The sequence below is a fragment of the Verrucomicrobium sp. BvORR034 genome (genome assembly GCF_000739635.1).
Taxonomy (GTDB): Bacteria; Verrucomicrobiota; Verrucomicrobiia; order Verrucomicrobiales; family Verrucomicrobiaceae; genus Verrucomicrobium.
In genome coordinates, this window is record NZ_BATQ01000041.1 from 118,982 (window position 1) to 142,599 (window position 23,618).

Annotated in this window: 17 protein-coding genes; 6 read left to right on the forward strand and 11 right to left on the reverse strand. The window is 61.5% G+C overall.

Annotated elements, in window-relative coordinates; genetic code table 11:
• Positions 1-289: 289 nt before the first annotated feature.
• On the forward strand, positions 290-970 hold the full coding sequence (locus BV034_RS06770) for a response regulator transcription factor (RefSeq protein WP_050025406.1): 681 nt from the start codon (positions 290-292) through the stop codon (positions 968-970).
• Positions 967-2,328 carry a HAMP domain-containing sensor histidine kinase gene (locus BV034_RS06775; protein WP_050025407.1) on the forward strand — a complete coding sequence of 454 codons (1,362 nt, stop codon included), beginning with the start codon at positions 967-969 and terminating at the stop codon, positions 2,326-2,328. The genes BV034_RS06770 and BV034_RS06775 overlap by 4 nt, the downstream gene beginning before the upstream one ends.
• On the opposite strand, the gene BV034_RS06780 is transcribed toward BV034_RS06775, so the two are convergent.
• The 3 genes from BV034_RS06780 to BV034_RS06790 form a co-directional block, all read right to left on the reverse strand.
• Entirely contained in the window at positions 2,329-2,610 is a 282-nt protein-coding gene (locus BV034_RS06780; RefSeq protein ID WP_050025409.1) for a PepSY-associated TM helix domain-containing protein, read from the reverse strand.
• Positions 2,611-2,679: 69 nt separating this feature from the next.
• On the reverse strand, positions 2,680-3,399 hold the full coding sequence (locus BV034_RS06785; RefSeq protein ID WP_050025412.1) for a PepSY domain-containing protein: 720 nt from the start codon (positions 3,397-3,399) through the stop codon (positions 2,680-2,682).
• Between the two features lie 17 nt (positions 3,400-3,416).
• Positions 3,417-5,873 (reverse strand): TonB-dependent siderophore receptor, encoded by a 2,457-nt coding sequence (locus BV034_RS06790; RefSeq protein WP_050025414.1) that lies wholly within the window; start codon positions 5,871-5,873, stop codon positions 3,417-3,419.
• A 219-nt stretch (positions 5,874-6,092) separates the two neighbouring features.
• Here BV034_RS06790 and BV034_RS06795 point away from each other — a divergent pair, with 219 nt between their 5' ends.
• The 3 genes from BV034_RS06795 (at position 6,093) to BV034_RS06805 (ending at position 8,045) form a co-directional block, all read left to right on the forward strand.
• Entirely contained in the window at positions 6,093-6,611 is a 519-nt protein-coding gene (locus BV034_RS06795) for an RNA polymerase sigma factor (protein ID WP_050025416.1), read from the forward strand.
• A 28-nt stretch (positions 6,612-6,639) separates the two neighbouring features.
• A complete protein-coding gene (locus BV034_RS06800; protein ID WP_081887619.1) occupies positions 6,640-7,692 on the forward strand; it encodes a FecR domain-containing protein in 1,053 nt (350 codons plus the stop codon).
• An 89-nt stretch (positions 7,693-7,781) separates the two neighbouring features.
• Positions 7,782-8,045, forward strand: coding sequence for a DUF4880 domain-containing protein (locus tag BV034_RS06805; protein WP_050025420.1), 264 nt, complete (start codon positions 7,782-7,784; stop codon positions 8,043-8,045).
• Positions 8,046-8,072: 27 nt separating this feature from the next.
• Here the strand turns inward: BV034_RS06805 and BV034_RS06810 are convergent, their stop codons facing one another.
• The 3 genes from BV034_RS06810 to BV034_RS06820 form a co-directional block, all read right to left on the reverse strand.
• Positions 8,073-9,518, reverse strand: coding sequence for a glycosyltransferase family 39 protein (locus tag BV034_RS06810; RefSeq protein ID WP_050025422.1), 1,446 nt, complete (start codon positions 9,516-9,518; stop codon positions 8,073-8,075).
• Positions 9,515-10,213: a glycosyltransferase family 2 protein gene (locus BV034_RS06815; protein ID WP_265592716.1), complete on the reverse strand. Its 699-nt coding sequence runs from the start codon at positions 10,211-10,213 to the stop codon at positions 9,515-9,517. The genes BV034_RS06810 and BV034_RS06815 overlap by 4 nt, the downstream gene beginning before the upstream one ends.
• Positions 10,214-10,313: 100 nt before the next feature.
• Positions 10,314-13,082 carry a tetratricopeptide repeat protein gene (locus BV034_RS06820; RefSeq protein WP_050025428.1) on the reverse strand — a complete coding sequence of 923 codons (2,769 nt, stop codon included), beginning with the start codon at positions 13,080-13,082 and terminating at the stop codon, positions 10,314-10,316.
• 268 nt (positions 13,083-13,350) lie between these two features.
• Here BV034_RS06820 and BV034_RS06825 point away from each other — a divergent pair, with 268 nt between their 5' ends.
• Positions 13,351-15,471, forward strand: coding sequence for a TonB-dependent siderophore receptor (locus BV034_RS06825; RefSeq protein WP_265592717.1), 2,121 nt, complete (start codon positions 13,351-13,353; stop codon positions 15,469-15,471).
• A gap of 399 nt (positions 15,472-15,870) precedes the next feature.
• Here the strand turns inward: BV034_RS06825 and BV034_RS06830 are convergent, their stop codons facing one another.
• From BV034_RS06830 to BV034_RS06850, 5 genes are all read right to left on the reverse strand, one after another.
• Positions 15,871-18,936, reverse strand: coding sequence for an efflux RND transporter permease subunit (locus BV034_RS06830; protein ID WP_050025431.1), 3,066 nt, complete (start codon positions 18,934-18,936; stop codon positions 15,871-15,873).
• Positions 18,937-18,954: 18 nt separating this feature from the next.
• Positions 18,955-19,941 (reverse strand): efflux RND transporter periplasmic adaptor subunit, encoded by a 987-nt coding sequence (locus tag BV034_RS06835; RefSeq protein ID WP_050025434.1) that lies wholly within the window; start codon positions 19,939-19,941, stop codon positions 18,955-18,957.
• Between the two features lie 33 nt (positions 19,942-19,974).
• Positions 19,975-21,237, reverse strand: a complete 1,263-nt coding sequence (locus BV034_RS06840; protein ID WP_265592718.1) for a TolC family protein — start codon at positions 21,235-21,237, stop codon at positions 19,975-19,977.
• A 112-nt stretch (positions 21,238-21,349) separates the two neighbouring features.
• The gene (locus BV034_RS06845) at positions 21,350-22,792 is read right to left on the reverse strand and encodes a heavy metal sensor histidine kinase (RefSeq protein ID WP_050025437.1); all 1,443 of its coding nucleotides are present in this window, start codon (positions 22,790-22,792) and stop codon (positions 21,350-21,352) included.
• The gene (locus tag BV034_RS06850; RefSeq protein ID WP_050025439.1) at positions 22,789-23,463 is read right to left on the reverse strand and encodes a heavy metal response regulator transcription factor; all 675 of its coding nucleotides are present in this window, start codon (positions 23,461-23,463) and stop codon (positions 22,789-22,791) included. The genes BV034_RS06845 and BV034_RS06850 overlap by 4 nt, the downstream gene beginning before the upstream one ends.
• Between the last annotated feature and the right edge of the window lie 155 nt (positions 23,464-23,618).

The window sequence follows — 23,618 nt, forward strand, 5'->3', positions numbered from 1 at the left end:
TGGGGCGGCGGTGAAGGGGCCGGATGCCGTGATGACAGGCCGCCCGATCGATCATTACAGTTCTGTTAGAATCTGGGGGTTGTGTGAAATAACCATAAGGCCCCTGTGGTGGCCTGCGCTGTTCCTGGCGGTCTGCCGGGCGGGTGTCTGGGGGATGACGGGGCCCTGATGCGGGGCTTCCTGTTTGCAAAGTCTGCCAGTCGTAGTTTGATGTTGCGGCGGTGCCTGGTGCGGGCTTTGCAGGCTTGGTCCGGGCGCAGGCTTTACGGACCCTTGTTGTTACCCCCCCATGCGCATCTTGCTAGTCGAAGACGAGAAGAAGGTTGCCAGCTTCATCAGCAAGGCGCTGGCAGAGGCGGGCTATGTCGTGGAAGAGGTGCACAACGGAAACGACGCACTCAGGCTGGCTCTGGCCAATGCCTATGACACGATCATCCTGGACATCATGATGCCGGGGCGCGACGGGCTGAGCGTGCTGAAGCTTCTGCGGGAGCGTCACGTGGCGACGCCGGTGCTTGTCCTCACGGCACGTGGTGAAGTGTCGGAGCGGGTGGAGGGGCTGGAACTCGGGGCGGATGACTACATGGGCAAGCCCTTTGCCATGAGGGAATTGCTGGCCCGGGTGGCGGCCTTGAACAGGCGGGCCACGCCGGAGCGGAACGTGATCCTGCAAGTGGCGGATCTGTCTGTGAACCTGCTCACAAGGGAGGTCGTGCGTGCAGGCAGGTCCATCAGACTGGCGGTGCGGGAGTACGCGCTGCTGGAGTACCTGATGAGGTCACCCGGGCGGGTGCACTCCCGCACCTCCCTGTGCGAGCATGTCTGGGGCTATCACTTCGACACCGGTACCAATGTGGTGGACGTCTATGTGCAGCGCTTGAGGAAGAAAATTGAAGAGGAGGGGGAGGAGCGGATCCTTCATACCGTGCGGGGCGTCGGCTACTCACTCAAAGCGAATTCGAATCCGTGAGAAAGCTTTCGCTCCGGCTCAAGATTGCGCTGTGGTCGGCGCTGGTGGTGGCGGTGGCGCTGGTCCCCACCGGCATCTTCACGCTCATCCATGTGTACCATGAGCAGCTTGAGGCGACGCAGGAGCGGCTGCTGGGCACATCAAGGCACTACATCGACATGGCGTCGAAGCATCGGGGGGAAAGCCAGTGGGGTGCAGAGCAGACGGCCATCAAGATCTTCCACCCCGGAGGGCAGCCCGAGCGTTTCGTGGAAATTGCCGACGAGCAGGGGGAGGTGGTCTGCCGGTCCGCCAATGTGGCGCCAGGCGTCATGGCAGGCCTGCCGCAGGGGTTCAGCTACGTTCACCTCAAGGGCAAGCCGGTAAGGGCACTGGTCACGGAGTCAAAGGGCGTGGTGGTGCGCTATGCCATGGATCTGGACGAGGTGTATGATGCGACGAAGGAGCTCGCCGTCGCCTACCTGATCGCGCTGCCGTTCCTGCTCACGGTCATTTATGTGGGAGGGGGCGTCATATCAGGCAAGGCCCTGGCGCCGGTGCGGCTCCTGGCGCAGACGGCGGAGCAGATCACGGCGGCGGATCTGGGCAAGCGACTACCCGCGGCCACCACTCAGGATGAAATCGGGCGCCTCACGAATGTCTTCAACGAAATGCTGGATCGGCTCCAGGTGAGCTTCAACCAGGCCACACGCTTCAGCGCCGATGCCTCGCATGAGCTCAAGACGCCGCTGACGCTGCTGCGCGCGGGGGTGGAGGACCTGCTGGAATCCTCCGAGGTGCCCAGCCACATGAAGCCCCCGCTCAACGCCCTGCTGGAGCAGACCACCCTGCTCGCATCCATCGTGGGGAATCTGCTCCTGCTTTCCCGCATGGATGCCCGCCAGTTCAAGCTGGACTTTGCCATGCAGAATGCCTCGGAGATACTCGAGTCCTGCCTGGAGGATGCCATCATCATGGCGGAGGACAGGGGTTTGAACTTTGAGGCCCAGATCCCCGCGGAGCTGATGGTGCCGGTGGACCAAAGCCGGTTCACCCAGATCATCCACAACCTGCTGGACAACGCGATCAAGTACAACATCCCCCAGGGAACGATCAAGGTGACGGCGCGTGAGGAGGAAGCGTTTGCGGTGATCCGGATCGCCAACACCAGCGTGGCACGTCATGAGGTTGCTTCACAACAGTTGTTTGAGCGATTCTACCGGGAGGAGCATTCCGCCTCAGTCCCCGGGCGGGGGCTGGGCTTGAGCCTGGCTCGTGAACTGGCCCGTGCGCATGGGGGCGATGTCACGCTGGAGGGCTCTGACGGTCACTGGACGGAGTTCAAGATCCGTCTGCCGCTGCGGCATGCCGGGGAGTGATCAGCGCTTCTTCCGGCCCCTGGAGCGCTGCCACCAGATCACGCTTCCGCTGATTGCGAGGATGGCGGGGGTCAGGCCGCCGAGGCACCAGAGGAGCTTGACGGGGAGCCCGCCAAAGCTGCCGAAATGGAGGGGGCCCATCATGTCCTCGAACTGTCTCCACAGGGTGCCCTGCCGGATGTCGGTGAGTTCGATGACCGCACCCGTCCGGGCGTCCAGCGTGACGGTGCTGCCCCAGGGGCTGCGGAGTGGATTCCATGAGGGTGCGCGGCCCAGCAGCATGAGCGGATCGCCAGGCTGCTGGGGGAAGTCGATGATCAGCTCCGAAAGGTCCAGACCTGGAAAGGCCTGCTAAGCTGTAACCATGGCTGTGTCCAGGGAGGTGAGTGGACCTGTCTGGGGCACGGGCAGGGGGGCAGCGGGTGGTTCAGGTTTCCACAGGTACGGGACGGATTGCAGATTCCACCAGGCACCGGTCAATCCCAGGATGAGGTTGAATGCGAGGCTGGTGATGCCGATGGCCTTGTGCAGGTCCGAGCAGAAGAGTCGCATGCTGGCCTTCCAGCGCAGGCGCAGGAAATGTCTCCAAAAGTCCCGATAAAGATAGATGCCGGTCAGGCTGCTGGCGAGGAGCAGGGCGGCGCATGCGCCGACGACGACCACGCCCCAGGCACCGGCGTGAAAGCTGTAGTGCAGTTCGAGGAGCCAGCCGACCAGGCCCTGGCCCCAGTCACGTTTGCCCAGGACCTGGCCTGTGTAGGGGTTCACGAAGGTGGGGAGGTCTGCTGCGTGGTCACGTGCAGAGACTCGAACCGTGTCTGCAGCCTCCGGGTTAGAGGAAAGGTACCAGCGATTGATCTCCCAGCCGGGCAGTTGTTCCAGAACCCTTGCTTTGAGTGAGTCAAAGGACATCCGGCTTCCGGCCGGCTTCACGCGGACGAGCGCCGGATTCAACACGGCATCGATCTCGCTGGAGAAGACCAGGATGGAGCCCGTGAGGCCAATCACAAGCAAACCCAGCCCGGCCAGAAGGCCGAGCCAGGAATGAAGACGCCAGATCTGCTTGCGCATGCCCGGAGGTGGCCCGGTCAGAACTTGTAGCTGATGCTGGCCCGGACGTTGAATCCTGCCTGGGGGTAGACATTGGCGGCGCGGCTCTCGTAGAGGTCCTCGTCCGTCAGGTTTTCAAAGTTCACCTGCACGCGCCACTGGTCATTGTGCCAGCCCACATTGGCATCGAAACGCACCTGACTGGGGAGCACGAGGGTGGAGTTCGCATAGGAGGCGCGGAGACGCTCGTCTGCATAAAAAGCACCCGCACCGAGGAAGAAGCCCTTCAGGTTCCCGGACTGGAACTCATAGCGGAGGAAGACGTTGGCCTGGTTCTCAGGCGCGTTGATCAAGGCGCTCCCCACGGGGTACTCGTTGGACTCGGTGATCTCCGCGTCGAGATAGGTGTAGCCTGCGGACACTTCCAGACCGGGCAGAAGGTCGCCCTTCAGCTCAAACTCAAAGCCCCGGGCGCGCTCTTCTCCATTGAGGATCTGAGTGCGGCCGGTGGGATCGTCGGGGTCAGCGTTCAGGATGTTCTCCTTCACGATCTGGAAGACGGACCCGGTCAGCTGCAGGCGGTCATCCATGAAGCGCTGGCGGAAGCCGGCCTCGTAGCCCTCGCCGATCTCTGGATCGAAGAAGTTGCCAGCGCCATCGCTGAAGAGGTTGGGCTTGAAGGTGCGTGAGTACGAGGCGTAGAGATCTGTCGAGGGCAGGGGGGACCAGACGAGGCCCGCCCGCGGGCTCCATGCGTGGCTGTCGCTGGCACCGTATTCGGCTCCGGTGTCCGCATTGTAGTAGAAGCCGTAAGACCAGTCATAGCGGCTGCCCAGAAGCAGGCGCCACTGGTCGTTGAACTTCACCTGGTGGTCGAAGTACACGCCATAGGAGTCATCGCCATAGCCCTCGGGTGCCCAGCTGGTGGTGTACGGGCCGCTGAAGTTGAAGGTGCCATACTTCGGGTTGTAGATGTCAATGGGTCCGATGGGCGTGGCGGGATCGAGGAAACCGTAGGAGAAGTCCCGGTAGGAGTACTCCGCGCCGAGGACGGTGGTGTGGGCCACGCTGCCGGTGTTGAACTGCCCGTGCAGCTCAAACTGCAGCGTCAGGAAGGTGTTCTCCCCCCAACTCTTGGAGGCGTAGCGGTTGAAGAGGGAGCTGGTGCCAGGCACGGGCGTGCCGCTGGTGCCGATCTCGTAGTTCTCCAGGTCCTGATAGAAGAAGGCGGTGTTCTGGCGGAAGGTCCAGTTGTCGCTGAGGCGGTGCTCAAACTGGAGCATCGCGTTGTAGGTCTCCGTGGTGGAGTGGGGCATGTCCGGCTCGCCCACGAAGAGGTTGCGTGCGGCCTTGAGAGAAGCGGGATCTGTCGGCAGGCCGCGGTCGGCGATAAACTCCTCACGGAAGTACTGAAACTCGACATTCAGCTTGGTGTCCTCGCTGATGATCCAGGTGACGGAAGGAGCGATGAGATAACGCTCCTCGTCAACAAAGTCGCGATAGCTCTCGTTGTTCTGGTAGGCGGCGTTCAGACGGTAGAGCAGCACGGGCTCGGCTGCGGCGGTGACTGGTTGCACCTCCTTGGCCCCCTTGGCCGTGAGAGGGCTGGCGGTCGGCGTGGTGCCGGGGCGGGACAACAGGACGCCTGTGGAGTCCAGCGTGGCGCGGTAGAAGTCGAAGCTGCCGTAGGTGAAGCCCAGCTCATTGAAGGATTGGGCCTGGGGTTTCTTGGTCACGACATTCAGCGTGCCGCCGGGGTCCCCCTGGCCAAAGAGCACGCCGGCGGGGCCCTTCAACACATCTGCGCGATCCACGGTGGCGATGTCGATGGGGTAGTCCAGCCCCTGAACGCGCAGGCCATTGATGTAGGTGAACTGGTTGCTGAAACCGCGTGAAACGTAGCCCAGGGAGGAGTCGCTGCCGGAGTACACACTGGGGGAGGGGCGCAGGCCCGGCACGCTCTCCAGTGCCTTGAGCACGGAGGTGGCACCGCGGTCCTCAATTTCCTTTGCAGTCACGGTGTTGACAGTCTGAACCTGGTCGCGAGGTGGAATGCCGAGCCGGCTGACGGATTGGGGGGCCTGGGGCAGGTAGGAGGGCGCGCCTGCGGTGACCACGACTTCGGGCATCGTTTCATCGCCCTGAGATCCGCGGCCTGATGCAGAGGGGGCCACGACGATGACGGCGTCGGGTGCTGTGAACTCATGGACGAGTCCGCTGCCGGCGAGAAGCCTGGCCAGAGCGGCCTGCGCCGAGTAGCTGCCGTTCAGTGCGGGGGCGGGCTTTCCTGCCACCAGCTTGCTGCTGACAATGACGTCAATGCCGGTCGTCAAGGAGAGGCGCTCCAGGGCGTCTCCCAACGAGGTGGGGGCCTGCTTAAAGTCGAAGGTCTGGGCATTCTGCGCCTGGGTGGTGGGCGAGGCCAGCGCGACGAGGGTGATGGCAGTTGCCAGGATCTGTCGCCAGCGAGTGGGCTTGGGAGTCGGGATGAGCATGATGCGGGGAGGATGCGGACCAGGTCCGGGGAGCTTGACGAGAGGTCGTCATCCAAAGAAGACGGGACGGTGGCGTGCTCGGGTCACGATTCTCAAAATTAGTTTCCGCGGTGCCGGTGGCGTCCGCCAGCTGAGGGGGGTGCCGTGCGAAGGGGCTCCGAATGACATTCCTGCGGTGAATAGTTCTTGCGATAGCGTCTCAGGTGCAATAATTGGGGCATGGGCCACTCAGGCATCTCACCCTTTCTCGACGAAATCCTGCCGGATTATGATCGAGTGAAACAGTACTTCCTTGGGAAAGTAGGGTGCGAACATGAAGCCGCAGACCTCACTCAGGAGACCTTTGCGAGACTGTCAAAGTGGCAACCGACGAAGGAGGTGGAGCATCCTCAGCACGTGCTATTCAGGACGGCGCGCAATTTGCTAGTGGACCGTTTTCGTGCGCCCAGGATCCCTACGGAGGCGCTGGCGGATTCCCGGGCTGGGGAGATTGCCGACCAGTCGGCTGATCCGTCCCAGCTGGCGATGTACAGGGAGCAACTGCGTCGGGTCTCCCGGGCGGCGGCAAGCCTGCCTGATCTCTGCCGGGAGATCTTCGTGTTGCACCGGCTCTTGGGGCTGGACTACGAGCAAATCGGCAAAACCTTGGGGCTGTCCACCAGCACAGTGAAGCGACACATGGCCTTTGCGCTGCTGACCTGCAAAGGGGCTCTGAACGACGATCAGAGGTCGGTTTAGGAAAATAATCTGGCTGCAATACCGCCAAATGCGTCTTTGTATTAAAGACGAATCATTCATGCAGGAAAGCGGCGAGACCAACCCAACGACCCCAGGCCATTCGCCAATCGCCGTGCAGGCGGTGGAGTGGCTGATGCTCAGGCTCGATGGGGGCAGCTGGACTTCTGCGGAGGAGACCGCGTTCCAGGCCTGGTGCAAGGAATCCCCGGAACACGAGCGGGAGTACAGAGAAGCGGAGACAGCCTATAAGCTCATGTCCATGCCGGAGTCTCTTGCCGAGATGCAGGCAGAGGCCATCGTGAACCGCTCCGGAGGCCAAGTGCGCCGGGGGATGTCGAAGAGGCGGAGCTGGCTCGCTGCGACCGCCATGACCGCGGCACTGGTGGTGGCCGGTGGCTACTATCTGCACCAGCGGGATCTCTACAGCACTGGGGTGGGGGAGATACGGGAGTGGGTGCTGTCTGACGGGACACGGATCACGCTGGACGCGCAATCCAAGGTGCGATGCCGCATTACTGAAGCATCACGCAAGCTTGCGGTGGAAAGCGGTGGCGCAATTTTCAAGGTGGGTAAGGACGCCCGGCCATTCGAGGTGACAGCGGGCAACGTCCTGGTGCGGGACATCGGCACCACGTTTGACGTGCACAAACGCGCTCTTGATCCACACGGGGCCATGGACGAGGAAATCGAGGTGAGCGTGGCTGAGGGGCTGGTCGAGCTGACGGCACTGACAGGGCCGCCTGCGGTGCCGGTACGCATCGCTGCAGGCCAGCAGTTGGTGTGGCTGCCGGACGGGCGTGCAACGGAGCCCAGCCAGATCATGCCAGGTGTCTTTGGGAGCTGGCGTCAGGGCCGCTTGATCTACCGTGACCGGCCGTTGTCCCAGGTTGTGGCGGATCTGCGGCGCTATCATCGCAGAGAAATCACGTTGGAAGACCAGGGGCTGGCCGACTACAAGATACGAGGCACCATCCAGATTCACGATCTGGACCGGGCCCTGGAAATGTTGAGCCGGGCCACTCCCGTGAAGATCGTTCACGCGAGTTCTAACAAGATTGTAATTGGAAGAAAGCAGCCGTAGCGGCGAGTTTTAGTGGAGCCGTGCGACGTCCTGCACGCTGCAGTGTGGTGGGAGATTGCATGCTGTTGTGCCATTAATCCGTGAAGGAAATGATCCAGCCCAATTTAGACATGTACTCGGTGGGGCCGGTTTCCCATGACAGCTTTCTCATGCATCCGGCCACAGAAATGGCCATCATCTGGCTCGTGCGCAGTCTGGATGAATCAAGGTGGACTGAGGAGGATGCGGCTGCCTTGCAGGCATGGTTGGAGGAGAGCTCCATTCACCAAGGGGAGTTTGACGCCGCCCAGGCGACGTTAACGCTGATGTCGAGAAAAGAACTTCTGAGCAGTTGGATGGCTGAGGGCTCGTAGGTGGGCCCGGGTGATGACGGTGGGTGCTCACCGGGTCTGGACCAAAGACCTCGAGTCGCGGTTGGTGATGAGGACAAAGTCCCCCTCTGTGCGCAAGGCCCGCCATCCCTTTGGTTTGAAGGAGCTGGCAAAACGTTCCTGGTCAACGATGCCGTAGGCCAGCTCTCCGGTGGAGAGTGTGTCGAGGCAGTGTCGGGCGTTGCGAAACACTCGTGCCGACTGTGCTGGCGCGAGCGGGAGGACAATGTCCGCGTCCCCTTTGGTGGTGGAGACGAGTTCTTCCGCGTAGAAGGCCAGCCCATGGGCGCGTACTCCACAGGTGAAAAGGATGGCGTCTTCACTATTGGCTTCCGCCTCCAGTGCTTCGGCGAGGTCTTTTACGGAGGCCTGCCTGGCAAAATAGGGGCCAAAGTGGTCCACATTGATGGCAGCGAGGAGCCAACAAGCCATGGTGGGCACGGCAATCTTCCATACTCTTCGCGTTGAGGCAAAGCTGGAGCCGATGGCGATCGCCAGCGCCGGGAGCAGGGGAAGGACGTAAGTGACCAGCTTGGAGCCGCTGCAGGTGAGGATGACAAAGGGCACTGCCGCCCACCCCGCCAGTAGGGCCTGCGGGGGAGAAACGGTGCCTTCCTGCCACCTGTGCCAGAAGGTGCGAAGGGGCTTCACCAGGAAGAAGGTCCACGGAAGCAGGGCGAGGGTGATCACGGGCAGGAAGAACCACCAGGGCTGGGAGCGACCATGAGTTCGAGATGCAAACCGCTGGACCAGCTCGTACTTCCAGAAGTAGCTGAGCAGCTCCGGGCTCTGAATGCTCAGCATGATGAACCATGAAAGTCCGATGCCCAGGACGACCAGGGTGCCGCGACCCCACGGGAGATGCCGGACCTCCGGGGTGCCCCGGGACGTGATCTGCCATGCCAATGCTGCTGAGAGAGGCACAACCACAGCCATGGGACCCTTGGTAAGGAATCCCAAACCCATGGCCACAAAGAACAACCAGTGCCGCCGGTGGACGAACGCGGCGATGGCGGCGGTGATCCAGAAAGTGAGGGTCATGTCCGGCGTCAACAGTCTGGCCAGGGCAAAGAACTCCACGCTGGAGACGAGGATGAGAGCCGCGTTTCTGGCCACGGTCTCAGAGCAGAGACGCCGTGCGATCAGATACGTGAGCCAGACGGTGCCCAGGGCGGCCAGCGCCGAGGGGAGCCGCGCAGCCCACTCGTTGGCTCCAAAAACCCGGATGCTCAGGGCTGTGAGCCAGTAGATGAGGGGTGGCTTTTGAAAGTGCTCAAAGCCATTGAGCGTGGGCACCAGCCAGTCACCGCTCTGCGCCATCTCGCGTGCGATTTCAGCGTACCGGCCTTCATCCGGTTCATTGAGCCCGCGGGTGCCCAGAAAGGCGAGCAGTACCGCCGCGCTGCAAAGCAGCCAGGCGTATCGCTGAAACAACTCGAAGGTTGCCTTTTTCACAGGCAGGCCTCCTTGAGCCGACGGCTTCTGAACCACCACATACCCAGGAGGTCGAGGGCTGGACGCCAGAACATGACGCGCAATCCGTACTTCGAGATCCCCGCCTTGCGCTCCCGGTGGTTCACCGGCATTTCCACCACCTGGAAGCCGGCGGCGACCGCCATGGCGGGCATGAAGGAGTAGAGAGTCCGGATGGGGACAAAGCTGGAGACCACTGCCCGGCGAAAGGCTTTGAGAGCGCAGCCTGCATCATGCACACCATCGTGGAGCAGGCTGTTTCGAACGGCGTTGGCAGTGCGGGACATCAGTTTGCGCACCAGGGAGTCTTTCCTTTGTTGGCGGAATCCACTGACCATATCGGCTCCATCAGCCGTCAGCTTGCTGATCAAGCAAGGAATGTCATGGGGATCATTCTGACCGTCGCCGTCCAATGTGACAACGACGTCACCTGAAGCGAGCTTGAATCCTGTCCACAACGCGGAGGCCTGACCCTGGTTGTGCGGGTGCCTCGCGAACTTCAGCGCGGGCCAGCGCAGGGCAAAGGCCTGGAGGATGGTGAAGGTGTCATCAGTGCTGCCATCATCAATGGCGATGACCTCGTAGGTGGCCATTGCGTGACCCAGGACTTCAAGGAGTTCGTCCAGCAGGGCGGAGACACTCTCACCCTCGTTAAAGAAGGGAACGACAACGGACACCTTCTGAGGTGGGGTAGTAGGCGGACTTGATCGCGACATGTGGAGGCCACAGCATGACACCCCTGCCTAACTCGATGGTGACATGCACCTAACGGTTCAGTTATCTGCCGGGCTCTGGCCCGTGGGCAGTCTCGTTCTGCTTCAATGATGTTTCGATTCTCTCGCGTGCCGCCCTGGCGCTGATCGTGGCGGGATGAGAGGCGCCAAGGGTTGAGCCCCAACCTGTTTCTGCTCTTCTGGCCCATGCCAATGCCTCTGCCTGCTTCTGCTGGGCTTCCAGGCAGGCTGCCAGTGCGAAGCAAGTTTTCAGTACATCGAATCCGTCCGGCCCTTGCAGACGTTCGCGAGTGCGCAGAGTGATTTTGTACTGAGCTTCTGCTTCGGTGACTTTTCCCTGAGTCAGCAAGGCGGTGGCGAGATTGTTTCTGCTCATGAGAACATCCGTGTGATCAGGCCCCATGAGCCGTTCTCTGATGGCAAGTACCATGCCGTGTTCCGCTTCTGCCTCGGCAGACCTGCCCATGGCATTGAGGGCATTGGCGAGATTGTTCCGATTGGCCAGGGTCTGATGATGTTCCGGCCCCAGCAATTTCTCGCTGCGCCGGACCACCTCTCGAAAATGGTTCACGGCTTCTTCAAACCTATGGGCGGAGTAAAGCGCCACTCCTGTCGCCGTATCGGCCTCTATGGAGGGTTCAAACTTTTGCGGGGCAGGTTTTGCGGGCTCGGAGGATCTCTTGCCACGGCACGCGAAGAGTTGGACATGGCCCACAGCCCTGCTCTCACTACGCAGTGTGAAGATGCCAATGCTGTTGACGCTTGAGAACTCCTGCACGAGCTGCTTGGGTGCCTTCCTGGGGTTGGCGGAATTCACCACGAAGATGGCGTTCTCCCCGGTGCGAGCCTCATAGCCGGGCCAAAACCAGTACTGATTCTGGGGTTTGTCAGTATTGAGGACATAACTCAACTGGTCCTCCGGCAGAACTCGCTGCGCATCTGGCAGATAGAAGTTCAGCAGGCTGGCCCGTCCGTAGTGGTCTGAGATGACGAACACCGGCGGCCCTTCCCTGGCCAGTAGCTTCATCTGTTTTTGCACCAGTTCCGCCAGAGGCTGCCCTTGTCGCACACGGGTGAGCGGGTCTGACTTCTCACTCAGCGTGACGCCAAAGGCCTTGGTGAGAAGATGAGTGTCGTGCAGGAAGAGCACCACAGGGAACCCTAGGACAAGCCCTGTGACGAGGAAGCGCTTCGTCAGAGCGTGGCTGACCTGTGAGCGGGCGTGCCACGCCAGTGCGGCGAAGAGAAACAGTGCCGGCGCTACGGGGGCGATCCAGTTGGGCTGGGCTTTGGCCCGGCAGGCCAGCAAAGTGTAGAACAGCAGGACGGGGATCGTGGAGCAAAAGAGGAACTTCCACAGCGGTTGTTTTTCCTTGATCCGAACAAAGCCCCAGAGGGCCATGGCGATCGCGATGCAGAACACGGGATTCAGCAACGCGACGATGGAGGCGAGAAAGGTGAGCAGATGTTCCAGATGCAGTCCGGCAACATGGTCCAGGCCACCGCGTTCCTGAAGATGAGTGGCGGTGATCCAGCCGTGGGAAGCATTCCAGAGGATCACTGGCACCGTTCCCAGAGCATTGAGCAGGAAAGCCGTAACTGGCCCTTTCCAGCCGATGCGTTGGCGGAAATCGGGCGTCCACCACGCGAACAGAAGCAGGCCCAACCAGAGGAAGGGGGAGAAGAACTTGCTAAGGAATCCTAGAGCCATGGCGATCCCGCTGACCACCCACCAGCCATAGCTCTTTCGTTCAATAGCGACCCACACCGACAGAACAGCCGCAGTGTGAAAAAACACGGTGGGGGCATCAACGGTCAACAGAGTGGCCCCTACCGCGAAGAGAGGGGTGACAGAAATGGCCGCAATGACCCAGAAGGCGCACTGCTCACTCGTCCGCCGGCGCAGGAACAGCCATACCATGATGCCAAACGCCAGTGCCAGCACAGGTGACATGAAGCGGACGCCAAAGGCGGTGTCACCCCAGAGATGAGTGCCGAGCCACTGCACCCAGGCGATCATGGGAGGCTTGCTGTAGTAGGCCCAGTCCAGATGCTTGCTCCACATCCACTGATAGGCCTCATCTTCACTGAGGCCGATGACGTCACTGGAGATGTAGGCCAGCCTGGTGGCAAAAAGGATCAACAGCAGGGCCCAAGTAGCGTGTCGCCAGCTGGCGGAGGATGCTTCAGCAAGATTGGAGGGGGGGCTGCTTGGCCCAGCTTTCAAGAGGGAGGGGCGGCGTGCCCACCATGAGGGGAAGAGCAAGCGACCTGCTGCCTGCCAGATCTTATCCACACCGTAGGTCACTGTCCAGCCTGTGGCCCCACCGATGATCAGCCCAGCGAGCACGTCAGAGGGATAGTGCACCCCCAGATACACCCTGGACGTGGCGACCAGCAGGGCCAGCGGTACCATGAGACGCCAGGTGCGGGCATAGAACAGCCAGGCTACGACGGTCATGGCACCCCAGTTGGTGGCATGACAGGAGGGGAGAGAAGTCATGCCCTGACCATTGCCCGTGAGCAGCCGGACGTCGGAGAGCGTCATGGCGGGTCGGGGTCGCATAAACAACTCCTTCAGCGGGGCACACACCCAGTTGCTGGCGATGAGCACTGCGAGGGCCATCATGGCGACCATGAACGCTCCTCGAGTGCCACCCAATTTGATGGCCACGGTGGCCAGCACAATCAACAGGGGAAAGAACGCCGTGTTGCCACTCATGAACGGCATGAGGACATCGAAGAACGGATTGGCCATCGATTGGTTGATGGCTCTTAACAGCGTGGTGTCGAGAGAGGTGAGGAACTGCATCTGGCTGCGGGAAACCCACCTCCACGGATGAGGCGGCTATACCCATTCCTCTACCACCCTCGATTAACCAGATGGTGACATCATCCTAACGCTTCCGTCATCTCCCGCCACGGCACGAATTTCTAACAAGAAACTAACAGAAACCTAACAAATGATATGGCGTCGCAATAGCAAATTGATCGAAGCCATCATTGGTCAATGATCGGGGTCTATGGCTAAACATTGGCTCAACCACACAACCCACTCCCAGCAACCCGGGGCTCGTCTTTTGAGACGGTCGAAAGGCGAACTGCTCGCGGTCAGTCTGCTCGGAATCTCTGCCACCACGGCAGTGGTTCACGCCCAAAACGCCCCGGCTCCAAGTGATTCCGCCACCACGCTCCCGCCGGTCGTGGTCGAAGCAACACGCGACACGCCGTATGCCGTCACCCGGACCACCACGGCCACCAAGACGGACACACCGCTCATTGACACGCCTCAATCGGTCACCGTCCTGACGGAAAAATTCCTCAGCGACACCGCGGTCACCAGCATCGGTGACGCCGTCCGCTACGTTCCTGGTGTGGGCACTGCCCAAGGTGAAGGCAACCGCGACACGGTGGTTCTTCGCGGCAACAGCTCCACTGGAGATTATTTCATCGATGGTCTGCGCGACGATGCCCAGTACTATCGCGACTTCTACAACATTGAACGCCTTGAAGTTCTCAAGGGACCCAGTGGCATGATCTTCGGCCGTGGCGGCCCCGGTGGTGTCCTCAACCGCGTCTCCAAGCAAGCCGTGCTTGATGGCAAGTCCTTCTACGAGTTCTCGGCACTCGGCGGCTCCTGGGACCAGTATCGCGGTACTCTTGATCTCAACCAGTCGCTGAGCAGCATTGCCGCCCTTCGTCTGAACGGGCTCTTTGAAGACTCAGACTCCTATCGCGATGGTGTTTACAACCAGCGCATCGGCGTGAACCCCACCTTTGGACTGGCGATCTCTGAGAACACGACGCTTCGTGTCGGCTTTGAGTACTTCCATGACGAGCGCACTGCTGACCGTGGCATTCCCTCTCAGAATGGCAGGCCTTTCCAGACCGATGAGTCCACCTTCTTCGGTGATCCGGACCGCAGCCCGACTGATGTGGACGTGTTCTCGTTCACGGCCTCGATCGATCACAAGTTTGAAAATGGGACGACGCTGCGCAACGCCACCCGCTACTCGAACTACGACAAGTTCTACCAGAACGTCTTTGCAGGCGGTGCCGTGCACGGCGGATTGGTCCCCATCAGCGCCTACAACAACGCGACGGAGCGTGAGAACTTCATCAACCAGACGGATGTGGTGTTCAACTTCGACACCGGTCCCATCGGACACACCCTGCTGACCGGCGTGGAGTTCAGCCGTCAGGAAACCGACAACTTCCGTGAGACGGGTTATTCCAGCTCCACCGCGAATACCTCGCTGGGCAGCGTGTCTGCCTACAATCCCCGCTACAATGGGCCGCTCTTCTTCCGCCAAAGCGACAGCGATGCCGACAACAACAGCGTGGCCACGGGTGTCGCGCTCTACTTGCAGGACCAGATCCAGCTCACCTCCCAGCTCCAATTGGTGGCCGGGTTGCGTGTTGATCTGCTGGACGTGGACTTCCACAACAACCGTAGCGGGCAAGATATCGAGACCTCTGATGATCTGTGGTCCCCTCGTGCAGGCCTGATCTACAAGCCGGTCGAGAATCTCTCCATCTATGGCAGCTACACCCTGTCGTACGTGCCGCGCGCTGGCGAACAGCTTGCATCCCTCTCCGTCACCAACGCTGCACTCAAGCCTGAAGAGTTTGAGAACTTCGAAGCAGGTGTGAAGTGGGATGTGACCCCTGGGCTGTCGCTCACGGCCGCTGCGTACCAGCTGGACCGCTCCAATCAGGCGATCGCTGATCCCAACGATTCCACCAAGCTCATCCTCGTCGATGGACAGCAGGTCAAGGGCATCGAATTGGGTCTTGCCGGTCAGATCACCGACAACTGGAGCATCACCGCCGGATACGCCTATCAAGAGGGCGAAACCCAAGCCGCGAGCGGCGCAATCGCCGCAGGCACTCCGATCCAGCAGCTCCCGCGGCACTCAGTGTCGGTGTGGAACCGCTACGACTTCAATGAACATTGGGGTGTGGGTATCGGTGCCATCTACCGCGACGAAATCTATGCCGCGGCTGACAACTCCGTCACCGTGCCGAGCTTCGTGCGCTTTGACGCGGCAGTGTTTTATCGCTTCAACGACAACTTGAGCGCCCAGGTCAACGTCGAGAACATCTTCGACACGGAGTACTACAGCACCGCGCACAACAACAACAACATCACCCCTGGCTCACCCGTCGCGCTCCGCGTTGGCGTCACCGTCCGGTTCTAAAGGTAAGGCTTCTTCATTCAGTTCATCAGTTGTTGTTTGGATCCAGGCCCTCTCACGAGGGCCTGGATTTTTTTGTGGAGTGGTGGCGGGGGGTAATGGCGAGAGCGAAAATCCGGCATGAACCGCGGGAGCAGGGCGATGATCGTCCTATCTTCCTCGTAGAGGTTCGCGCCGGGGTTGGAGTACCGTCCCGCATGCGGGACGGAATCAGGATTCACATGTCCCTTGATAGGCTCCCGGCGGAAGGTGCTCCGACCGTGGTCAGATTCGCGTCATGGGAAGTGCGGGGCGTGATTCCGTCCCGCATGCGGGACGGTACTCCAACCCGGCTGCGTGTCCAAAGCGGTCGTTTGGCCGCGTGGATCGGAGCCACGTCAGACCTTGGGCGTTGCCCAGGGCTCACAGTTTCCTCGCCCCCACCCAGCCGTACAGGGAGGGCAGGATCAGGAGGTTCAGCAAGGTTGAGGTGGCTAGGCCGCCGAGGATGACGACTGCCATGGGGTGCTCAATTTCATGCCCTGGCACGTGGCCCTTCCATGCGAGGGGGATCAAGGCAAGCGCCGCACAGGTGGCGGTCATGAGGATGGGGGAGAGACGCTCGCGCGCGCCTTGCAGCAATAGTTCCCGACCAAAGGGCACGCCTTCCTTTTTCTGAAGGTGCTGGTAGTGACTGAGCAGCATGATGCCATTGCGGGCGGCGATGCCCAGCACCGTGACAAAACCCACCAGGGAACCCAGTGAGAGAATGCCACCCGTCCACCATACGGCAATGATGCCGCCAATGAGGGCAAAGGGCAGAGACAGCGCCATGAGCGCAGTGTGGCGCAGAGACTGAAAGTCTGCCTGCAACAGTGCCAGCACTCCTACCAGGGAGGCGATGCTGAGGAGCAGGATCCTCTGTTGGGACTCGCGACGGGCGGCGTCTTCACCGAGGAACTCCGGGTGATATCCCTCTGGGAACTGGATGGCGGAGACCTTCTCCTGAATCTCCCTGACCACCGCACCCAGATCGCGCCCGGAGGTATTGCAGGTGACGTCCAGCCGGCGGGAGGCGGCCTCCCGCTTGATCTCGTTGGGTGTGGGGACAATACTGATGTCTGCGACGTCTCCGAGACGGGCGTGTCCGCCGCCGGGGAGGTCGATGAGCAGCTCGTTCAGGACGGTGGCATCATTGCGCACCTCTGCAGTGCCCCACACGGCCACTTCATGCACCTTCTGCTGGTCGTACACTTCTCCCACCTTCTGGCCTTTGACGAAGACGCCCAGCGCGTGGCGGATCTGCGCCGAACTGATCCCCAGGGCGGAGGCGGCCTCGTTGCGAATCTGCACGCGCACCTGGGGCACCATGGCCTGGGGCTCCACCTTGAGAGCGGTCACTCCTTGAACCGTGCTCATGGCGGCGCGGGCTTCCTCGGCCTTGGCCCGGAGCACATCCAGGTCAGGGCCGAACAACCGGACGACCACGCTGGCTCCCGCCCCGGTGAGCACTTCCTTCACCCGTTCCCGCAGGTAAGTCTGCACATCCCGATAGAGTCCGGGGTAGCCATCGACCACCTCCTGGACTTTTTTCAGAGACCCGTCGTAGTCAACCGAGGGATCCAGGGAGATCCACAGCTCGGTGAAGTTCGGGCCCACCACCTCATCACCCAGCTCGGCACGGCCGATGTGGGAGCCGAAGTGGTTGACTCCTGGAATCGCCCGTAACTCCTTGCTGGCCTGGACGGTGATGCGGGTCATGGAGTCCAGCGAGGTGGCGGGCTTCTCCACCCAGTGCATGAGAAAGTCTCGCTCACGGAAGTTGGGCAGGAACTCCTCGCCGAACCTGGTGGCCATGTAGCCAGCCCCAGCAATCGCCAGGAGCACAGCGACGAGGGCCAGTCGTGGGATCTTCAGGATGGGGGGCAGGATGAGGGCGTAGAGCCACTGCAGGCCTTTTAGTAGCGGGCTTTCTCTCGGTCGGGCAGGGATCTTGCGCAACAGGAGGAAACTGAGGGCGGGGGTAACGGTGAGCGCCACCACCAGAGAGGCGAGGATGCTGAGTACATAGGCCAGGGCCAACGGCCGGAAGAAGCTCCCTGCCAGGCCGCCGAGGAAGAACACCGGCAGCATGACCAACACCACAATGATGCTCGCGTAAACCACCGCGCTGCGCACCTCCAGCGAGGCCTTGAGCACGACGTTGAATTTGGATCGCGGTTTGGGGAGCAGGGCATTGAGCCGGAGCCGGCGGTGGATGTTCTCCACGTCGATGATGGCATCATCCACCACTTCACCCAGGGCGATGACCAGACCGGCAAGGACCATGGTGTTGATGGTCTCGCCAAAGGCGCGCAGCACCAGCACTGCGGCGAGGAGGGAAAGCGGGATGGCGGTGAGGCTGATGAAGGCGGTGCGCAGGTCGAAAAGGAACACCAGCAGCACCACGACGACGAGGAGGCAGCCCAGCCAGAGGGCATGGCCGAGGTTTTCCAGAGAGGTCTCAATGAAGGTGGCGGGCCGGAAGATCTTGTTGTCGATGTCCACTCCGGGAAGGGCGGGCTTCAAGGTATCCAGCGCCTGTTCGACCATTCGCGTCACGTCCAACGTATTGCCCCAAGGCTGTTTCTCCACGATGAGGAGGAGGCCGGGCTGATCATTGATGATGGCATCCCCGACGGGTGGCGGATGACCGATACGAACGTCTGCGACATCCCGCAAACGGATGGGCGCGCCGTTGCGTGATTCCACCAGGCTGTTGGCGAGGTCATCGACATGGGAGATGGGTGCGGCATTGCGGACCGCGAGACGCTGGTTGGGACTGTCCAGGAACCCGCCAGGCGCTACGGTGGCGGCGTCTCCCGCGGCACGGATCACGGCATCCAGCGTGACGCCGAGGGCGCGCAGTTTCTCCGGATCCACCAGCACCTGGTACTGCTTGTCCCGCTGACCCCAGATGGCCACGTTGGCGACGCCCTGGATGGACATGAGCCGGGGGCGGATGGTCCACAGGGCCTGTTCACTGAGCTCCTGCTGGCTGAGTGTGGCGGAGGTGAGGCCGATCTTCATGACCCGGCTCAGGGAGGAATGAGGAGATAACAGCACGGGCGTGCGCGCCACGGCAGGCAGCCGCCCCTGCATCTGGGCCAGCCGTTCCGTGATCATCTGCCGGGCCTGCAGGAGGTCCGTGCCATCATGAAAGATGAGGACGATGGAGGAGAGACCGAGGACCGACTTGGATCGGGCAGTCTTCAGCCAGGACAGGCCGGTGAGCGCCCGCTCAAGTGGCACCGTGACCAGGGCATCCACTTCCTCGGTAGAGAGGCCGGGGGCCTCCGTCTGCACCTCGGCGAGGGGAGGCGCAAACTCAGGGAATACATCCAATGGGGCGTGCCGCACGGATTGCAGGCCAAAGACCAGCAGGACGACCGCCAGAAGCACCACCAGCACACGAAATCGCAACGCACCGGAGACCAGGGAATTGAGCATAGCGTCGAATCGTTCTCCTTACTTGCCGTTGCCAAACTCCGCACCGAACAGCTCGGCAGCCCCGGTCTTCACCACCGTGGTCCCGACGGGCAGTCCCGAGTCGAGCAGCACCGTGTCTCCTTCCACACGGCGGACCTGAATCCTGCGCCTCACGAAGGTCTGGGGGGCTGTTTGTTCATAGACCCAGGCCCCGCCGTGAGCGTCATAGAAGAGCGAGCTCCAGGGGACGGAAGGCAGCTCCCGTTTGACGTCCTTCACCGGAATGTGAACCATGAGGCGCTGCCCCAGGGGTGGTGGAGATTTTTCATCCAGCGCGTAGAACAGATCCACGGTGCCGGTGGCGATATTTCCTGAACTCTGGAGCGGCTGTGGGGTGAGGATCGAGGACTTACCCTTGTCTGCGGGGGTGCTGGCGGTTGCCGGCTGGGCAGTGTCCAGTGAAGGCAGCTCCAGGGAGGAGATGCTGACCCGCACGGTGCGACGGGTGGACTTGAGTGCCTCCGCCACGGGCAGGCCCAGCAGGTCCCGCTGGTTTTTTGCGGTGGCCAGGGCGGTGCGTGCCACGGCCTCCGCAGTGCGGGCATCGTCCATGGCCCGCTCACTGCCGGCCCGCTCGCGTGCGAGCTGGGTGGTGCGTTGCACGGTGACTTGGGCGGCATCCACCTGGACTTGAGCGCTGGCCACGGCACCGTCGGCCACATTCTGCAACTCCGCCAGGCGACGCAGTTCTTCCGTCGTGACGGGAGGCATGGGGGCCAGTACGTCCGGTCGGGAGGAGAGTGAGAGCATCACTTCGCCGGCAAAGAGGTGGGTCTCATGGGCCGACTTGGAGGTGACCTCTGCCACCTCCACGCCGAGGCGCTTCTCTGCTTGAGCGGTGATTTTGAGAGTGGGCAGCGCGGCCTCCATGACACCGTTGGTCACTTGAGACGGCGGATTCGCCGGATCGGCCCCCGTGGCCGCGAGCGGAAGCATCAGAAGGGGGAGCAGGAGAGAGGGTTTCATTTGCGTGAATGAAGTGGGTGCAGGGGCCTCAGGCTATTTGACGCGGCCTCCCGCCCGATCGAGCTCAGCCCAGGCATCGCGCAATCTGGCTTCGCTTTCGGCATACTTGGAGCGGGCGTCTGCCACGCGTCGTGCGGAATCGAGGGTGGCGAGTTGGGGGCTGTTCCCCAGCTCGACGGAGCGCATGGCCAGTTTCAATGAGTTGTCGAGCTCCGGCATGATCCGTGTCCAACCTGCCATGACATTCTGGGCGGCTTTCACCTGCAGGTGGGCTCTGCGCACCTCTGTGGCAGCATGATTGCGTGCTGCATTGAGCATGCGGACGGCTTTCTCCAGTTGAGCGTTGGCAACGGCTCGTCCTCCCTGGTTTTGATTGAGCACCGGCAGGGTGGCATCAAAGGAGGCCTGGGTGCCGGCGCCCTCTGTGGTCTTCAGGCCGGCGGAGAGGGCCACCATCTCCGCAGGGGCGAGTTTGGCCTTGGCAGCGGCCGCCTCCACCGCCATCTCCGCCGCCCGCACATCCGGCCGGTTGATGAGGGCCTCCTCCACCAGCCTGCCGACAGGGGCGGGTGCTTTCAGACGTGGAGAAGGGAGCGGCTTGAGGGTGATGTTTTCCTTGCTCGCGGAGAGGCCCAGGAGCCCTCTGAGCTGCTGCATGGCGAGGTCATATTCGTATTGCAACCGGAGTTCCTCCTGCCTCGCCACCAGGGCATCGGCGGTGGCTTGGGAGGCCTCTAGTTCACCGGTCTCGCCAGCCCGGAACTGTGCTCCGGCCAGATCTGAGATCTGATGGAAAATGGTGGCACTCTCCTTCGCTCGGGCGCGTTTGGTTCTGGCCAGCTCCACGGCATGGCAGGCGAGCTTCACATCCCGGGCCAGGTCCACTCCTCCTTGTGTTAGTTTCAAGGCCACGGCATCTGCATCCAGCCTGGCGGCCTTGATGCGCCTGGGGCGCAGCCAGAGGGCTTCCACCGGTAGTTTTGCGGTAAACTCCAGCGCACTCGTGTTGTGCGGCAGCAGCAGGCCCAGCGAGGGGTTGGTGAGTTCTCCAGCCTTCACGATATCCGCCTGGCTGATGCCCAGGTCTCCCAGCGCAGCCTGAAAGTCGGGATTGTTCAGCAGGCCCAACGCCACTGCATGATCCGGCGTGAGCGATGAACCGGCGGAGATTCCCTCCCCCCATGAAAACTGGGCGGGTTCATTGCGGGAAGTCAGGATGCTGCGGTTGGCTTCTAGAACCGGACGGGTGTTTCCGGACAGGCGCTGCGAGGTGCTGCAACTTGCAGTCAGTGACAAAAAAGCAATGCAGGGCAAGCCTGTGGCAATACGGGGCAAAAGCGCGCAGAACATGTGCCTCACATATCGGCGGCGCAGGGTTAGTGTCATAAGATTTCCCCTAACTTTTCTGTTAGTGACTGGATGGTGTGATGGGAATCTGCAGGTGGAACACGGTTCCTTCTTTCTCCTTGCTAGTGACATTGACGGTGCCTCCATGTAGCGCGATCACCGTCTTGACCAGCGCCAGGCCCAAACCGGAGCCGGTGACCAGTTCGGTGTTTGTCCGTGCGGCGTCGATCCGGTAGAACCGGTCAAAAATGCGGCCCAAGTGCACTGCGGGAATGCCGCATCCGGTGTCCGAAACTGTCAGGTGCAGGTGCTGGCTTTTTTGCAACACTCCGATCTCAATGCGGCCGCCTTCTGGAGTGTGACGCAGGGCATTGGAGACCAGGTTTGCCAGGGCCATGCGGAGGAGTGTTTCGTCTGCAGCGGCGCGCCCGCTGCCCTCGCAGTGGATCTGGACGCCCCGCTCTTCCGCCAGGGCGGAGAAGTAGTCGGCCACATTTGCTGCCATGACGGCGGCATCAACATGGGTTCGATGTAAAACTGTCTCGGCGTTGTCGGCGCGGGCAATGAAGAGAAGGCTGTCCACCATGCGATTGAGCCGCTCGAACTCGCTGAGGTTCGCGACCATGGCCTGGCGATACTCCTCACCCTCGCGGTTCTGGGTCAGCAGGATGCTGGTGGAGATCATCAGGTTGTTCAGCGGGGTGCGAAACTCATGGGCGGCGTCCGCAGAGAACTGCGACAACCGCTGGAAGGCCTCACTGAGACGATTGAGCATGATGTCAAAGGCTCCCGCCATGTGTGCCAGTTCCCGCGGCCAGGGGTTCTTCCCAACTCGTTCACCCAGTCCCCCTGCGCCGACGCGCTGCATGACCTCAGTGATGTTACGCAGAGGCTTGAGGCCCCTGCGAGTCATGAGCCAGGCCAGAATGCCGGAGAAGATGGAGCCCCCAACGACGACGATGACCAGTTGCAATCGGAACTGTGACATCCACTGGTCAACGTGAGTGATGTCCAGGGCGACATAGTATTGCAGAGGGAGGGCGCTTTTCCCGCGGCTCACGGTGGCCGAGGCAAAGAACACGGGGAATCCGGATGCAGAGGTGGCCCGATACACGCGGCTGATTTTTTGATCGGGTCCAACGGGAGGAGGGAAGGTGTCCTGCCCCAGGCCCAACCCGGAGAAACCAGGAGTTTCCACCAGAGTCTGACCGTTGGAATCCACGAGACGGCCATAGTACTTCTCGAGACTCCGGTTCGCGGCGGTGGAGCGGACGGTCTCTGCCGCCTCCTCCAGATTCAAGGGGTGCTGATCCACCTCGTATCTGAGCGTGGCCACATGGTCGGAGAGGAGCTCGGCATCTTCCACCTCGAAGCCGTGGTGCAGTTGCTCATGCAGAAACACGGCGGCGGCGGTGAGGGTGAACGCTGCCACCAGCATGTAGCCGGCCACCAGGCGGGCGGTGAGCCCGAGCGTCTTGTTCCAATGGTGGAGGCCGTCGGTCACCCCCGGTCCTCCAGCATGTAGCCATGCCCACGCTGCGTGTGGATGAGCTTGCTCCCGTGTCCGTCGTCAACCTTCCGCCGCAGTCTGCCGATGGTCACGTCCACGGCGTTGGAATCGATGGAGTAATTCATCTCCCAGACCAGCTCTGCGAGGGTGGCGCGGGAGAAGACCTCCCCTTTGCGGCGCACGAGCAGGCTGAGGAGCTGGAACTCCTTGGCCGTGAGATCAAGCGGGCGGCCGGCACGTCTGGCTTTCATGCTCTGAAGGTCCAGCTCCAGGTCCGCCACGACGACGCATTCCGCATGGCGGGCAGGCGCCCGGCGCAGAAGCACGCGAACACGGGCCACAAACTCCACCCAGGCGAAGGGTTTGACGATGTAGTCATCCCCGCCCAGCTCCAGCCCGCGCACGCGGTCAGAGACGGAATCGCGGGCTGTGAGAAATAACACCGGGGTCTGGGTGTTCTTTTCGCGGATGGTCTTCAGAACGTCCCAGCCGTCCATCACGGGTAGCATGACGTCCAGGACGATGAGGTCGTAGTGGGAGCCGTTCGCGTAGTAGATGGCCTCGCCGCCGTCCCGTGCCGCATCCACCAAAAAACCCGACTCCCGAAGGCCCCGGGCAAGGCTCTCCCGGCTTCTTGGTTCATCCTCTACTATCAGTATTCGCATTTGGCTTGGTCAGGCAATGGTGACGTGCCGCGGCTCCACGCTGCGCACAGCCACCATTGGAGCGCCAAATCCTAACAATTGACCTCCAGGGAGATAACAAATCTGTAATGATGCCTTTTGCGATTGTGTTTGAGAATCGCCCTCAATATAGAGTC